Below are 15,010 nucleotides of genomic sequence, written 5' to 3' on the forward strand. Positions count from 1 at the left end.
TGGGATATAAAAAGCTTATAAAAAAGCTTTTTATATCCCATTAATTTATATAATTAAATTTTAAGTTCCACAATATGTTACATAAGGAGTGTTACTTTTCTCAGGTAACTTAGTGTACTTTTCTAAATCCTTAGAATAACTATAAGGATTCTTTAGTGCTTCTAATAGATTATCCATAAAAGTAAAATCACCTTTTTCAGCATTTTTAAGAGCTTCTTCAACTAAGTGATTTCTAGGAATTATATAAGGGTTATTATTCATCATTAAATTCCTTACTTCTTCCTTTGGTCTATTTTCTTCTTTTAATCTATTTTTCCAAAGAGCATACCAAGTTTTGAATTCATCACTATTAAATACTTTTTCATCTTCAAATTTATTAAGAGTTAAAGATACAAAGGTATTAGTAAAATCTGCTTCATATTTTTGCATTGTGCTTAAAAGCCCTTCAATTAGCAATTCATCATTTTCTTTTTCTGTAAAAAGACCAAGTTTAGCTCTCATTTTATTGAACCAATATTTTTTATATAGTTTAGAAAAGTTTGATATGGACTTTTTAGCAATATTAACAGCCTCATCTAGGTTAGGGTTTAGAAGAGGAAGTAGTGCTTCTGAGAATCTAGCTAAGTTCCATAAGGCCATATTAGGTTGATTTCCATAGGCATATCTACCAGCATAATCAATAGAACTAAATACTGTGTTTGTATCATAAGTATCCATAAATGCACATGGTCCATAATCTATAGTTTCTCCTGAGATTACCATATTATCAGTGTTCATAACCCCATGAATGAATCCAACACTTTGCCACTTAACTATAAGTTCAGCTTGACGATTTATTACCTCTTCAAGAAATAAAATATATTTATTTTCACTCTTAGCTATATTAGGAAAGTGTCTTTTAATAGTATAGTCAGCAAGACTTTTAAGATCCTCTAAAGTACCCCATTGAGCTGCATAAGCAAAAGTTCCAACTCTAATGTGACTAGAAGCTATTCTTGTTAATATAGCACCTTGTTCGAATCTTTCTCTTAAAACTTCTTCACCAGTACTTACTACCGCGAGGCTCCTAGTTGTAGGAATTCCAAGACCATGCATACCTTCACTTATTATATATTCTCTAAGCATAGGTGCAAGGGCAGCCTTTCCATCTCCACCTCTTGAATAGATTGTTCTACCAGACCCTTTTAATTGAACATCATATCTTTTATCATCTTTAGTTACATGTTCTCCTAATAAGAGTGCTCTACCATCTCCTAGCATTGTAAAATGACCAAATTGGTGCCCAGCATAAGCCTGTGCAATTGGTATAATCCCTGGAAAGGTTTCATTTCCTGCAAATATATTAAGTCCAAAATCGCTGTTTAAAACTTCTTTATTAAGTCCAAGTTCTTCAGCAAGAGAAGTATTAAACTTAATAAGTTTAGGATTTTTTGAACCCTTGGGATTTTGCTCGCTAAAGAATATATTTGGAAGAGTTGAATAGGTGTTTTCTAAGTTAAAACCTGTTTTTGATTGAAAATTTTTATTATCCATATTAAAATCCTTTGCCTTATAATTTATTTCAAATTTTATTCCATCCCTTATATTATGCGTAAAATTTTTTATTAAATTAAAAAACAAGATTTAACTTATTATAGCACTAATAATTGTAAATTTTTATATTAAAAATAAGTTTAACAATTTAGAGCGGGTAAGGTTAGAGGTGTTTAATTGAAATTTGAATTGTATTCAAAAATATTTTAAAAAATATTCAAAAATTAGTGAGGTTATGGTAATTATATGGTATAATTTCAGTGCAAGTGTTAATCGTTATCAAAAAAGGGGAGATTAATACTTGAAAAAAATTAACGGGGGATATAAAAATGAAAAGAAAGATTTGTAAGGCACTTATTTGTGCTACGCTAGCAACTAGCCTATGGGCTGGGGCATCAACTAAAGTCTACGCTTGGGATGGAAAAATTGATGGAACAGGAACTCATGCTATGATTGTAACTCAAGGAATTTCAATCTTAGAAAATGATCTGTCCAAAAATGAACCAGAAAGTGTAAGAAAAAACTTAGAGATTTTAAAAGAGAACATGCATGAGCTTCAATTAGGTTCTACTTATCCAGATTATGATAAGAATGCCTATGATCTATATCAAGATCACTTCTGGGATCCTGATACAGATAATAATTTCTCAAAGGATAATAGTTGGTATTTAGCTTATTCTATACCTGACACAGGGGAATCACAAATAAGAAAATTTTCAGCGTTAGCTAGATATGAATGGCAAAGAGGAAACTATAAACAAGCTACATTCTATCTTGGAGAGGCTATGCACTATTTTGGAGATATAGATACTCCATATCATCCTGCTAATGTTACTGCAGTTGATAGCGCAGGACATGTTAAGTTTGAGACTTTTGCAGAGGAAAGAAAAGAACAGTATAAAATAAACACAGCAGGTTGCAAAACTAATGAGGATTTTTATGCTGATATCTTAAAAAACAAAGATTTTAATGCATGGTCAAAAGAATATGCAAGAGGTTTTGCTAAAACAGGAAAATCAATATACTATAGTCATGCTAGCATGAGTCATAGTTGGGATGATTGGGATTATGCAGCAAAGGTAACTCTAGCTAACTCTCAAAAAGGAACAGCGGGATATATTTATAGATTCTTACACGATGTATCAGAGGGTAATGATCCATCAGTTGGAAAGAATGTAAAAGAACTAGTAGCTTACATATCAACTAGTGGTGAAAAAGATGCTGGAACAGATGACTACATGTATTTTGGAATCAAAACAAAGGATGGAAAAACTCAAGAATGGGAAATGGACAACCCAGGAAATGATTTTATGACTGGAAGTAAAGACACTTATACTTTCAAATTAAAAGATGAAAATCTAAAAATTGATGATATACAAAATATGTGGATTAGAAAAAGAAAATATACAGCATTCCCAGATGCTTATAAGCCAGAAAACATAAAGGTAATAGCAAATGGAAAAGTTGTAGTAGACAAAGATATAAATGAGTGGATTTCAGGAAATTCAACTTATAATATAAAATAATAAAAGTAAAAAAATAATTATTGGTTTTGGTGGTATTTACAAAATAAAAGCTTAGGAAAGATAAAGTCTTTCTTAAGCTTTTATTTTACTTATTTTTAGTGATTTAGGGATTATTACTTTAAGTAATAATCCTTTTGTTTTAAGAATATAATCAATAAGAATATGGTTTCTATATTAGGAGGATTAAATGAAAGTAGATATAATTTCAGGATTCCTAGGAGCTGGCAAAACTACTTTAATAAAAAAGCTTTTAGATACCTTAGTAAAGGATGAAAAGGTAGCTATTGTGGAAAATGAATATGGAGAAGTTGGAATTGATGGAGATTTACTTAAAGATAGAAGAATTGAAGTAAAAGAAATTAATTCTGGGTGTATATGTTGCACCATAAAGGGTGACTTTAAACAAAATATCTTAGACATAATATCAAATTACAGACCAGATAGAATCATAATTGAACCTTCAGGAGTAGCTAATTTTTCTCAAGTTCTTGAATCTATAAAAGAAGCTCATATAGAGGGCTTAAGAATAAATATGAAAATAACCATGGTTGATGCTCAAAATGTTCATATGTATATGAAAAACTTTGGAGATTTTTATAGAAGTCAATTAGTAAATGCAAACACAATAATATTAACTAGGGTAGAAAAACTTTCTGATAAGGAAATTACTCATGTTTGTAATGAAATAAAAACAATAAACAATAAGGCTAACATTATAACCACTGAGTTAAGTAAGTTAAGCTCAGAAAGAATAATTCAAGTTTCAGAGAAAAAAGTTGAAAGTTTAATAGAAAATATAAATATTAAAAAGCCTAAAAGAATAGGTTTAAGAAGAGTTTTTGCACCTGAGTTCTTTGAAAATTGGGGAGTGGAGACACCAAAAACCTTTGAATATTCTGAGTTAGTAAAAATTTTAAATGAATTTCAAAACAACAAGCATGGTGAGGTTTTAAGGGCAAAGGGAATAATAAAATCTAAAGATAATAAGTGGTTTAAATTTGATTTTGTACCAAATGATATTTCTATTGTTAATTATAAAAGTGATTATACAGGCAGAGTTTGTGTTATAGGAAGAAATTTAAATAAAGATAGCATAGATAAATTATTTTCTTAAAAATAAGGGAGAGGGTTATGTGAAAAAATGTTCAGTTGATTTAATAACAGGTTTTTTATCATCAGGAAAAACATCCTTAATAAATCACATTTTAGATGATTTTTCTAAGGAGGAGGTTTTAGTAATACAATGTGAGCGTGGGCAGGAAGAATTAATAAATTGTAGGAAAAATATTAATGTAAAAAAGTTTTATAGCATGGATGAATTAAAGGAAGAGGATTTAATAAGAAGCTTAAAGTTTTATGCGCCTAAGAGAGTTTTTATTGAGTGCAATGGGGTTAGTGAAACTAAAAAGTTTATAGATAAAGTTACAAATAGTAAGCTTAAGGAATATTTAAAGATTGGGATTATAGTTAATTTAATTGATATGACAACTTTTAATATGTTTTTAAAGAACATACCTTCAATGATAATACCCAACATATCACTAAGCAATCTTATTGTCTTAAATAAATGTAATGAAATAAGTGAAAATGCTTTAAAAGAATATAAAGATATGATAGAAAGATTTAATCATAATGCCCATATAGTTAATTGCATAGGTAAGGAAGGAACTAATATGAACTTTAACAAAGAAAGACTTATAAACAGGATGATGGGATAAATATGGAGCTTTTAAATAAATTTTCTATAGTCTTTTCTAGTATAGTAATAGAAGCACTGCCTTTTATACTTATAGGGGCAGTGCTAGCTTCCTTTATGCAAGTTTATATTTCAAATAATATTTTTAATAAAATCATATCTAAAAATAAATTATTAGGATCAATTGAAGCTGGGATAATAGGAGTTTTTTTACCTGTTTGTGAATGTGCCACAGTGCCTATAACAAAGGGATTATTAAATAAAAAGGTACCTTTAAATGTGGCTATAACTTACATGTTGGCGGCTCCTATAGTTAATCCACTGGTTATATTGTCAACATATTATGCTTTTGATGGAAACATAAAGGTAGTATTGTTGAGAGTGGGCGTAGGCTTTTCAATAGCTGTCATAGCTGGGCTACTTATGCTTTGTTTAAGTGGAGAAAATAATATTTTCATAGATAATGGTGAGGGAGAATTACAAGGAAAATGTCTTTGTGGATGTTCAGAGATAGATGATAATTCTAGTAAACCAATAAGGCTTTTAAAACATACATCCTTAGAGTTTTATGAAATAGGAAAATATTTTATAGTTGGAGCAACTTTAGCTGCCATATTTCAAACCTTTGTACCAAGGGATATTATTTTTTATTTTGAAAATAGTGCAGTTTTATCAATAATAATCCTTATGGCTTTTTCATTCTTAATTTCCTTGTGTTCAGAGGCAGATGCCTTTGTTGCTAGTACCTTTATGAATAGATTTTCTTTAGGATCAATAACTGGATTTTTGATTATAGGTCCCATGATAGATTTAAAAAATACAATAATGTTATTTTCTATATTTAAAAAATCATTTGTTATTAAACTTTTATTTGTAGTCTTTTCACTTTGTTTCATAGCTTCAGCTTTGATATTTTAAGGAGGAACCTTTATGAGAAAATTTAATTTTAGTGAATTTATATGGTTTCTTATATTATTTTGCTTTGAATATTTAATAGTAAAAATGTTTATGAGTGAAAAGATTTTTTTGATTATATCAAGAGATATGAAGGCATATGTAATTTTGTCCATAATATTATTATTTTTGATTTTAGTTATACAATTTTTCAATATTTTTAAAACATCAACTAGAAGAAGTTTTAAGAGTGGATATTTAATTTTTATTTTTGCTTTAGTTATTTTAAATATAGCCAATGGATTAAATATTAATCAGGTATCCTTAAACTTAAAAGGGGTTAAGTTATATCATGATAGACATAAAGAGAGTGAACATAATCACCTGCACTCTAATGAAAAATTAAATAGTAATGAAGCTTTAGTATTTACAGAGAAAAATTTTCATAGTTCCTTAGAAGAATTAATACTTCATCTAGAAGATTTTGTAGGAAAAGAAATTTCTATAGAAGGGCTTTTATATGTTAGTGAATTATATGAAAAAGAAGAATTTGCAATTACTCAAATAGATATGACTTGCTGCATAGCTGATTCAGTGTACTTAGGAGTATTATGCAAGGGCGATTTGCCAGATTTAAAAAATGGAAGTGAAATAAAAGTTAAGGGATTAGTTGAATCTAAAAAGATTAAAAATAGTGCAGGAGAAGAAATTGAAATTCCATTTATAAATGTATTTTACACAGATACATTACAGTAAATTTAATCAATAAAAAATTAAAGAGACTTTTCAATAAATTATCTTATGTATGAATATATCAATAAAAATTAATACTAGCTTAAAACAGGATTCTAAATATAAAACTAAATAGATAAGATAGAAGCTTAATAATAAGACTGTTATATTACAGATTTTATTATTAAGTTTTTTTATAATATTTTTATTTAAATGAGAATGATACATATTTACTTAATAATTTTACTGTAGTATTATTATAAAAAATTAAAAGGAATGGGAGAGGTTAGATGAATCCAGTAGCATTTTCAATTGGTAGTTTTGAAGTAAGATGGTATGGCATAATCATAGCATTAGGAATTTTAATTGCAATGACCTTAGTAAGTATTAACGCAAAGAAAAAGAATTTAAACTTTGATGTTATCTTAGATTTATTTTTATGGTGCTTTCCTTTTGCTATTATAGGGGCTAGAGCATATTACGTGCTTTTTGAGCTTGAAAATTATCATAGCTTTTGGGATATGATAAACATAAGACAAGGTGGCTTAGCAATTCATGGAGGAATAATAGGAGCTTTCTTAACTGCGTTTATTTATTGTAAGGTTAAAAAAGTAGATTTTTTAGCCTATGCAGATATTGTTGCTCCAGCTTTTATATTAGCCCAAGGAATAGGTAGATGGGGGAATTTCTTTAACCAAGAGGCGCATGGTGGACAAGTAACTAGTGAGTTTATCAGTAAATTTCCTGAGTTTATTCAAAGGGGTATGTACATAAATGGAGAATATTATCACCCTACATTCTTATATGAAAGTATATGGGATATATTTGTGGCCATTTTATTGATGATAATTTTATATAATATTACAGATAGATATAAGGGTGTAGTTATTTCTGCTTATATATCTTTATATTCTCTAGGAAGATTCTTTATTGAAGGGCTAAGAACAGATAGTTTATATTTTATGAATATTAGAGTTGCTCAATTAGTTAGCTTACTAGGAATTATTATTGGAATTGTGGCAATAATAATTATTGTTTCAAGAGGAAAGAAAAAGAGAAAAGGTATATTTATAAATTAGATTTATATGTGGCTGTATCAATTTTATTTAGAAGATATTATTTTTAATTTTCTTTTTAAGCTTTGATACAGCTCATTTTTAAGTGATTATATTAAAATAAATATAGGATAAAAGTATTGTTCAAATTAAAATTTCTAATTTATACTAATTTTATTCATATAAGTATAATAATTATAATTAAATTTTCAGTATTGAATTGGTTAGACTTATATGTTAGAATGAAAAAGTATTACAAATTAATATTTATTATGGAGAGATGTCCGAGTGGTCGAAGGAGCACGCCTGGAACGCGTGTGTAGGGGAAACTCTACCGAGGGTTCAAATCCCTCTCTCTCCGCCATGCCGTGCTAGATGGGGAGTTAGCGGTGCCCTGTAACCTGCAATCCGCTACAGCAGGATCGAAGTCCTCATAGAGGCTCTAACTTGTGGAGTCTGCCCTATGTAAGTGGTGTTGAGAGTTGGGCCCCACGCAATGGAAACCTGTGAACCTCGTCAGGTCCGGAAGGAAGCAGCGATAAGCAGTCATTTTCATGTGCCGTGGATACGTCTGGCTTGAGCTAACTGCATAGGTAACGTTCATAAGTTATTGTCGAAGTGAGGTGCACGGTTTTATTATGTAATTAAACTTTTAACAGAGTATGTTAAGAGTTTTTTTTATTTTGTAAAATTATGTTTTCTATATGTTTACGAAACATTAATAAAAAGTTTTAGACTTGTTGGTATAATTATGTACGTATGCTTATGACAAAAATGTAATTTTACGGAGGAAGTTATGGGAAGAAAACTTTTAGTAGGAATACTGTGGGTAACTTTATCGCTTTTCGTTCTTGGATGTAGTACAAGCGGTGAAAAAAATGCAATCAATATTCCTAGAGAAAAGAGTAGGGAAGAAGAGAAACGTAAAGACGAAGAAGAGTATATAGAAAAAATTTCATCAACTATTGTTAATATGAGTGTAGATGGCTCTATAAAAAATATGAGAACAATATCTGAAACTGGCAAATTAAATGATATAATGATTCAGCAGTTAGAGAAGTCAAATAATTTTTTTCAGTGTTTAGTAGAAGATTTCCAAGGTTTAAAGGTTCCAGAGGCATTTGTTTCATATAATGATGATATATTGAGTCATTTAAATAAAGCTAAAACTTCTTTAGAGACAATGAAAAATTCTCATGATAAAGAAATTATAAAAAGTAATGCAAAGATTTTTATAGAAAGTAATAAGGAGGTATCTAACTTAGTAGATAAAATATTAGTTTACTATGCTGGATGCTAATAAATTAATAATATTAGTTATAAAAAATAAGTAAGTTAAATTTAAACAAAGTTATTTTATGTTATTTATAGAATTTTCAAAGTTTTTTTAATATTATATCATTAATTCCTATTGACTTTTTATGGTTTAACAATTAAAATTCTATTAAGATAATAAATTGAAATTTGGAGAGTATGATAGTATGAAAAATTTAAATTTAACTAGAGCTTCAAAATTAAATACCTTTTACTTTAGCTATTATAGTTAAGTTTGCGTTTATGATATATAAAAGACTCATAGATGCAAACTAGGGTTTGTATCTATGATGGCTAAGTTTAAAATGCATGTAGAGCCACATAGATAAACACTATGTGGCTTTTTATTTAAGGCACTAAGGCCACATAGTTTTACACTATGTGGCTTTTTTATATGAAAAATATAAATTAATTAGATTGGGGTTGTAAAAAATGAACAAAAAGAAAGATATATTAGTAATAGGATTTGCCTTATTCTCTATATTCTTTGGGGCTGGAAATCTAATATTTCCTCCATACATAGGATTAACATCAGGAAGTGAATGGTTAATTAGTTTTTTAGGATTCATAATATCAGACGTAGGAATAATATTTTTATCCATAGTTGCAGTTTCTAAGGCAGGATCTTTCCAAGGTGTTGTTGGAAGAGCAGGTAAGAAGTTTGGTATTACCTTAGAAATTTTAATGATGCTTTGTTTAGGACCTATATTAGTAGTGCCAAGGACTGCAGCAACAACATTTGAAATGAGTATTTCTCCACTTTTAGGGAATATAAATCCATATGTATTTTCAGTAATATTCTTTTTAATAGTTTTTGTGCTTACAATAAAGCCTAATAAGGTTATGGATATAATTGGAAAGGTTCTAACACCATTATTACTTATATCATTAGCAGTATTAATAATAAAGGGTATTATAAATCCTATTGGAGATTTAGAAAAAGTTAATTCAGGTAAGTTATTTATGACTGGAATTACTCAAGGATATCAAACAATGGATGCTTTAGGAACTGGAGGGATTGTAGCATTTGTTATGGCTTCATTTGCAAGTAAAGGCTATAAGGATAAAAACGAAAATAGAATGCTTACAATAAAATCTGCCTTAATTGCATGTATTGGACTAGCTATTGTTTATGGAGGATTAACATTCTTAGGGGCTACCTCTTCAACTTTATATGATAGCAGTATTTCACAAACAACATTACTTATGAATATAACTAATGCAATTTTAGGTTCAACAGGTACTATTATGTTAGCAATAGTAATAGGACTTGCTTGTCTTACAACGGCTGTAGGATTAACTTCTGTTACGGCTAAATATTTTGAAGATGTATCTAACAAAAAATTAAAATACAAATATATAGTAATAGCAATATGTGTATTTAGTGCATTAGCTTCTAATTTAGGAGTAGATAAAATAATAGAAATTGCAGTACCTGTACTAAGTTTAATTTATCCAGTTTCTATATTATTAGTAGTAATGAATATATTTGAAAAATTCATTCCAAATGATGTAGTGGTAAAAGGAGCTACTTATGCAACTCTTTTAATAAGCTTACTTACTGTAATTGATAGCTTAGGAATAAAAATTGAATTTGTTCATAAGTTACCTCTTGCAAACCTAGGATTTAACTGGGTTGTCCCAGCTATAGTTGGTGGCTTAATAGCATGGTTAGTATTTAGAAAAAGAGAAGTTGTATCTTTAGAAGAAGATTGTTAAATTAGTATAAATGTATTTAACATATAATTAGTTAAATAGTAATATATTGATTAAAAAATAAAGATATTTATAAAATTTATTTCAATTTTATAAATATCTTTAATTATTTTATAAAATAAAAATTAAAAAAATAAAAATAAAATAAAATAAATGAAAAATATGGTTAAATATTAATTGATTTACAAAAAAGGTATAAAAGTATAAAATTTTTATTGAAAATATGATTTATAGGGGGAATAAACATGAAAAAATCATTAAAAAGATCAGGATTAATTTTATCTGCAGCATTAGGTATATCTTTAATAGGACAAGTTGCTTATGCTGCACAAAGTACTTATGCACAAACTCCAATTATCTATAGTTTTAGATTGCCAAAAACAGGATATATGACTACTAGTAGCGTAACTAAAACTAATAGGGACAATTACGCAGAGAATTATGTATCATATTTTGGTTGGCCAGGTTCAGGGGTTGACTGGTGGATATGTAACAGTGCTGGAACTGAACTTACTGGTACTGGTCATTTTGAGGGCACTACAACAAGTGGGAATCCATCAAGGGCCTACTATAAAGGAAGTTATGGAAGTGATTATTATGGTCACAAAGTTTATGCCAAAATAAAAACAGATGCATATACATGGAATGAATGTGATGTGAAAGGAAAAATTTATCCTTAATAAAAAATGATAACAATATATAATTAACATTAAAAGATATTTTTAATTTATAACTCAACTATAAACATATAATCTATAGTTGAGTTATTTTTACAAGATAAACTACATTTTAGAAGATGAAGGATGTGTTTTAAATTTGAAATATTATTTTAAAAACGAATTAAAAAGAGCTTTGTTTGGAAAAAATGCTATTATATCTTTTTCAATTACACTAGGGATTTTCATTGCAGCATTTATGAAAGAGTTTGGCTTTGAATCAATAAGGTATATTTCGCAATATCCAACTTTTGATGCAATAGATGCTTTTCTAATCGTAATGTCAAGTACTATAGTTATAGTATTTCCACTATTATCAACTATTATATTTTCAGATTCATACTTACAAGAAAAAGAAAGTGGATTCACAAAGTTTATTTATACAAGGATGCCATTAAAAAAATATGTTTCTATTAAAGTTATAGTAAACAGTATTTCTAGTGCATTAGTTGCAGGGGCATCAAGCCTTTTTATGCTTATTTTTTTAGTAGTTGCAGTTGGTATTAGAAATCCTCAGATTGCTTCTTATACTAATAATATAAATGGACCATTAAGTTATTTACTTGATTCGAGAGATACAAGATTAATATATGCTTTAATAATTATTTTATTATTTAGTATAGCGTATATGGTTACAGCAACATTAGCTTTAGGTATATCAGCTTGGGTTAAAAATAGATATTTAGTTTTAATTACCCCATTCTTTTATTACATTTTTTGTGGAACTATAGTAGAAAGATTGGGAATTAATAGGATTTTTGATTTTCATTTAGCGAGAGTTATCTCTTTGAAAAGATCTATGACCACCCTTCCCAATGTAGTAATTTATCCATTATTAATATTTATTGTAGGAGTAGCTTTATTTTATATAGGAGTGGTTATTAAAAATGAAAAGGATTTATAATTATATATCATTTAAAATTCATTCTACAAAGTTATTAATGTTTTTTACTATATTAGTGATTTATCAGTTTTCATTATTATTATCATTAATTTTTGATGGTAGAAGTTATAATGTTTATGATTTTATTTGGTCTAACTTTTCATATTTAGCATTATTCTATTTCACAAGTTTAATTTTTTTAATTATGATTTACAATATTTTTGAGAAAAAGAATTTTTATAATTATTTAAGTATTAAATTTGCTTCAAGGCAAGAAATGTATATAGCAAATATACTTACAGCTTTAATTTTTTCTATAATGTTCCTTATAGCTATAAATATTATATCTATACTAATGGGAAGTTTTATGAGTTTTGATAATTCATGGAGTGAATACTTTTTGGATATAAGTTCAAATAAAATAAACTTAGATTTTGCTGATGATACTGTTAAACTTGTTACTGACAGTTTAACTCCTATATCATATGTATTTATTACCAATATCTTTGTTATGTTATACTTAGTTTTTATTTCTATTTTATTTATTGTATTTAATTTAATTTTTAAAAAAAGAGCTCTTTCTTTTATTTTAATAATTATATTAAATGGTATTAATATGGCTATTGATAATAGTAAATTATTATTCACTAATAATATTTACATATTAAATTCTAAAGCAATTGAAGTAACTAATGGCACTTATATAATATCAAGATTATGTTATTGGATAATTTTAATACTATTAGTTTCTTTTATAGGTTTTGTATTGACTAAGAAGAAAGATTGTAATTTTGGTGATTAGATATGAAAAAATATTTAAATATTATAAGTAATAATTTAAGATCAATATTTTCCATTAAAAATTTAATTTTTATAATTGTTATTTTTATTTATGTTTTTTCAGTAAAAATTAATAATTATGATTCCAATTTTAGTTTTAATGAAATTCTTGAAGTTATATTTGCTGGACCAATTAATTTAGATAATATATCTGAAATATTTACATGGACATTTTATCAAGCTTTTTTAATATATATTATTGGAAATTATATATTTAATGAACTTAGTACAAGAAGTATCTATGTTATACCACGATTAGGAAATAAACAGTATTGGAATATCTGTTTACAAATTACGTGCTTTTTAGCTTGTATTATATATTTTGCTTTAGGAACTTTTATTGAATTTATATTTACAGCTATATTAAATAAAGGTTTTAATTTTAGCAATATAATTGATACTTTACAAATTGTTGTATTATTATCATTATCCAGTTACTACGCTATAACTGTGTATATTTTTAATATAATGGTTACTAAAAGTCACATTAAATCATTTTTAATTTTAATAGTAGAATTTTATGTATCAATTTCCATAGGAAATATTTTTAATATAGATAAGTTTATTCCATTAAATCAAGGGATATTATCAAAACATATAATTTATAATTTTAGTTATAATTGGTCATTTATATTTTTAGGAATACTTATATTTATTAATTTAGTTATTATTAATAGATTAATAGTAAAGAGAGATTTATTAGATATTACGTATTAAACATATAGGGGTAGGAGGAAAAAATACATGGGAAATAGAAATGTTGTAGAAATTTCTAACTTAACAAAAGATATAAAAGGTACAAAAGTACTTAATAAAGTTAATTTACAACTTGAGAGTGGGAAAGCATATGGAATAGTTGGTAGGAATGGATCAGGAAAAAGTATGTTATTTAAAGCTATTTGCGGTTTAATTAATACAACAGAGGGTAGTATAACTGTATTTGATAAGGTTATAAAGAATGGAAGTTTTCCAGATGATGTAGGAATGATTATTGAAAATCCGGGATTTTTACTTCAATATTCTGCTTTTAAAAATTTAAAAATATTAGCTAGTATAAACAATAAAATAAGTGATGAAAGAATAAAAGAAACAATCGCTTTAGTAGGGCTAGATCCTGAAGATAAAAAAACAGTAAAGAAATTTTCTTTAGGTATGAAGCAAAGATTAGGTATTGCCCAAGCTCTTATGGAGAATCCTAAACTATTGATACTTGATGAACCTATGAATGGTCTTGATTCAGAAGGTGTAAAACAAATTAGAGAAATTTTATTAAAGCTAAAGTCTAACTCTGTTACAATTTTATTAGCAAGTCATAATAGTGACGATATAGATGAAATATGTGATTGTGTATACACTATGGAAAATGGAGTTTTGAGCGAAAGAATATAATTTGCTTTTAATATTATTTACCGAATATATTTTATTGATATTTTTCAATTAAAATATATTCGGTTTTATTATATATTATAAAATTTCATATATTACATATTTAAATTTAGTATCATTCTCTTCATAAATAGAACTTTCGTAAGTTTTTATCCATTTAGAATAATCTACTTTAGGAAAATAGGTATCTCCTTTATATTCCTTTAAGACTTCAGTTATATATAATTTTGAAGCATATTTTAAAAGCTCAGAATATATTTTTCCACCACCTATTACAAAAATTTCTTCCATGCTATCTTTATACTCAGAAATAAGCTTATTTAAATCATTATAAATAATTACGTCCTTATGGTTATAAGAAAAATCTTTTTTTGTAGTTAAAACTAAATGAGTTCTTCCAGGTAAAACAAAAGGAAGGGATTCAAAGGTTTTTCTTCCCATTAATATTTTTTTACCCATAGTAAGTTCTTTAAATCTTTTTAAATCAGATGGAATATTCCAAGGCATTTTATTATTAACTCCAATGATATTATTAATACTTTTGGCAACAATTATAGAAAACATATAAAAAATCCTTTCAAGGTTAACATAAAAATATTATTAAGATAATTATATATTTATTTTTAAAAAAGAAAATATTAATCATGATATAATGGTTTAACTAAGAAAAATATAAAATAAGTGTGATAGGTATTATGGCTTGTTTTGATGTATAATAA

The 15,010-nt window shown here is 27.0% G+C and carries 15 protein-coding genes, 1 tRNA gene and 1 other RNA gene; 15 read left to right on the forward strand and 2 right to left on the reverse strand.

The window, feature by feature from the left end:
• Positions 1 to 60: 60 nt before the first annotated feature.
• Positions 61 to 1,533 carry a protein adenylyltransferase SelO gene (locus ACYUCG_RS13810; protein WP_460268768.1) on the reverse strand — a complete coding sequence of 491 codons (1,473 nt, stop codon included), beginning with the start codon at positions 1,531 to 1,533 and terminating at the stop codon, positions 61 to 63.
• Positions 1,534 to 1,862: 329 nt separating this feature from the next.
• Between ACYUCG_RS13810 and cpa the strand changes: the two genes are divergently transcribed.
• The 15 genes from cpa to ACYUCG_RS13885 all read left to right on the forward strand — a co-directional run bounded on the left by cpa (position 1,863) and on the right by ACYUCG_RS13885 (position 14,294).
• Positions 1,863 to 3,059, forward strand: coding sequence for an alpha-toxin (gene cpa, locus ACYUCG_RS13815; protein WP_057258320.1), 1,197 nt, complete (start codon positions 1,863 to 1,865; stop codon positions 3,057 to 3,059).
• 187 nt (positions 3,060 to 3,246) lie between these two features.
• Positions 3,247 to 4,173, forward strand: a complete 927-nt coding sequence (locus tag ACYUCG_RS13820; protein ID WP_197908085.1) for a CobW family GTP-binding protein — start codon at positions 3,247 to 3,249, stop codon at positions 4,171 to 4,173.
• 19 nt (positions 4,174 to 4,192) lie between these two features.
• The gene (locus ACYUCG_RS13825) at positions 4,193 to 4,777 is read left to right on the forward strand and encodes a GTP-binding protein (RefSeq protein WP_060794580.1); all 585 of its coding nucleotides are present in this window, start codon (positions 4,193 to 4,195) and stop codon (positions 4,775 to 4,777) included.
• Between the two features lie 2 nt (positions 4,778 to 4,779).
• Positions 4,780 to 5,673 (forward strand): permease, encoded by an 894-nt coding sequence (locus ACYUCG_RS13830; protein ID WP_060794581.1) that lies wholly within the window; start codon positions 4,780 to 4,782, stop codon positions 5,671 to 5,673.
• Positions 5,674 to 5,685: 12 nt separating this feature from the next.
• On the forward strand, positions 5,686 to 6,405 hold the full coding sequence (locus tag ACYUCG_RS13835; protein ID WP_460268769.1) for a TIGR03943 family putative permease subunit: 720 nt from the start codon (positions 5,686 to 5,688) through the stop codon (positions 6,403 to 6,405).
• 266 nt (positions 6,406 to 6,671) lie between these two features.
• Positions 6,672 to 7,460, forward strand: coding sequence for a prolipoprotein diacylglyceryl transferase (gene lgt, locus ACYUCG_RS13840; RefSeq protein ID WP_164806807.1), 789 nt, complete (start codon positions 6,672 to 6,674; stop codon positions 7,458 to 7,460).
• Between the two features lie 250 nt (positions 7,461 to 7,710).
• Positions 7,711 to 7,800: transfer RNA gene (locus ACYUCG_RS13845), tRNA-Ser, on the forward strand.
• A gap of 2 nt (positions 7,801 to 7,802) precedes the next feature.
• An RNA gene (gene ffs / locus ACYUCG_RS13850) (signal recognition particle sRNA large type) lies at positions 7,803 to 8,067 on the forward strand.
• A gap of 165 nt (positions 8,068 to 8,232) precedes the next feature.
• Positions 8,233 to 8,736, forward strand: a complete 504-nt coding sequence (locus ACYUCG_RS13855; RefSeq protein WP_228572310.1) for a hypothetical protein — start codon at positions 8,233 to 8,235, stop codon at positions 8,734 to 8,736.
• Positions 8,737 to 9,182: 446 nt separating this feature from the next.
• Positions 9,183 to 10,469 (forward strand): branched-chain amino acid transport system II carrier protein, encoded by a 1,287-nt coding sequence (gene brnQ, locus ACYUCG_RS13860; protein ID WP_460268770.1) that lies wholly within the window; start codon positions 9,183 to 9,185, stop codon positions 10,467 to 10,469.
• 242 nt (positions 10,470 to 10,711) lie between these two features.
• A complete protein-coding gene (locus ACYUCG_RS13865; protein WP_460268771.1) occupies positions 10,712 to 11,146 on the forward strand; it encodes a hypothetical protein in 435 nt (144 codons plus the stop codon).
• 136 nt (positions 11,147 to 11,282) lie between these two features.
• Positions 11,283 to 12,086, forward strand: a complete 804-nt coding sequence (locus ACYUCG_RS13870; RefSeq protein ID WP_415319884.1) for a hypothetical protein — start codon at positions 11,283 to 11,285, stop codon at positions 12,084 to 12,086.
• Positions 12,087 to 12,432: 346 nt separating this feature from the next.
• Positions 12,433 to 12,867: a hypothetical protein gene (locus ACYUCG_RS13875; protein WP_460268772.1), complete on the forward strand. Its 435-nt coding sequence runs from the start codon at positions 12,433 to 12,435 to the stop codon at positions 12,865 to 12,867.
• A 2-nt stretch (positions 12,868 to 12,869) separates the two neighbouring features.
• Entirely contained in the window at positions 12,870 to 13,622 is a 753-nt protein-coding gene (locus ACYUCG_RS13880; protein ID WP_111936246.1) for a hypothetical protein, read from the forward strand.
• Between the two features lie 27 nt (positions 13,623 to 13,649).
• The gene (locus ACYUCG_RS13885) at positions 13,650 to 14,294 is read left to right on the forward strand and encodes an ATP-binding cassette domain-containing protein (protein ID WP_003464014.1); all 645 of its coding nucleotides are present in this window, start codon (positions 13,650 to 13,652) and stop codon (positions 14,292 to 14,294) included.
• 75 nt (positions 14,295 to 14,369) lie between these two features.
• Here ACYUCG_RS13885 and ACYUCG_RS13890 read toward each other — a convergent pair whose 3' ends face one another.
• Positions 14,370 to 14,855 carry a dihydrofolate reductase gene (locus ACYUCG_RS13890; RefSeq protein WP_283720025.1) on the reverse strand — a complete coding sequence of 162 codons (486 nt, stop codon included), beginning with the start codon at positions 14,853 to 14,855 and terminating at the stop codon, positions 14,370 to 14,372.
• Positions 14,856 to 15,010 lie beyond the last annotated feature (155 nt).

This window comes from Clostridium sp. CTA-17, assembly GCF_054767895.1.